The sequence below is a fragment of the Corynebacterium sp. HMSC078H07 genome, assembly GCF_001812805.1.
GTDB lineage: Bacteria > Actinomycetota > Actinomycetes > Mycobacteriales > Mycobacteriaceae > Corynebacterium.
This window is the reverse complement of the sequence record NZ_KV810509.1, coordinates 1-925: the sequence shown is the minus strand read 5'-3', so window position 1 is coordinate 925 and position 925 is coordinate 1. Positions and strand designations below refer to the sequence as shown.

The window sequence follows — 925 nt, the reverse complement described above, 5'->3', positions numbered from 1 at the left end:
CCCGGCTCGTTCGGAGTCGTCGACTCAGACGGCTCACTCGGCTCCGTGGTCTTCGAAGTGGTCTCCTCACCCGGCTTATTCGGGGTGGTCGACTCAGACGGCCTATTCGGGGTCGTCTCCTCACCCGGCTCGTTCGGGGTCGTCTCCTCACCCGGCTTATTCGGAGTGGTCTCCTCACCCGGCTCGTTCGGAGTCGTCGACTCAGACGGCTTATTCGGGGTCGTCTCCTCACCCGGCTCGTTCGGAGTCGTCGACTCAGACGGCATATTCGGGGTCGTTTCCTCGGACGGCTTCGGAACAGTCTGGTTCTTATCGTTGATGTCCTTATGCTCAGCGATATGGTTCGGCTTCTCCGAAGTAGCATCCGGAGTCTCCTCGCCATCCTTGTTGACCTCAACAGAAGTCAACTCCTCAAAAGCAACCGCAGCCTCAACCGGCTCCGTCACAGACTCATCAACAGTGATCTCAACAACAACCTCACCGTTGGCAGCCTCCGGAGTAAAGGTCTTCTCACCCTCACCCAGAACAGTCTTACCATCAGCCTTAGAAATCAACTCCGCCTTAAGAGTGTATTCCTTACCCGGAACCAGACCCTCATACGTCACCGTATCGTTAACCTTCGCACCAGCAACAACCTCAGTTGCACCATTCGCAAAGTCAGCATTCGTCGAAACCTTCGGCTCATCAGACTCCTCACCCGGCTTATTCGGGGTCGTCTCCTCACCCGGCTCGTTCGGAGTCGTCGACTCAGACGGCTTATTCGGGGTCGTCTCCTCACCCGGCTTATTCGGAGTGGTCTCCTCACCCGGCTCGTTCGGAGTCGTCGACTCAGACGGCTCACTCGGCTCCGTGGTCTTCGAAGTGGTCTCCTCGCCCGGCTTATTCGGGGTGGTCGACTCAGACGGCTTATTCGGGGTCGTCTCCT

Annotated in this window: 1 protein-coding gene; it reads right to left on the bottom strand. The window is 57.9% G+C overall.

Translation table 11 applies throughout. The annotated features are described in order from the left end of the window. The coding region (locus HMPREF2875_RS13740) for a VaFE repeat-containing surface-anchored protein (protein WP_168165579.1) at positions 1-925 on the bottom strand (925 nt) is incomplete at both ends.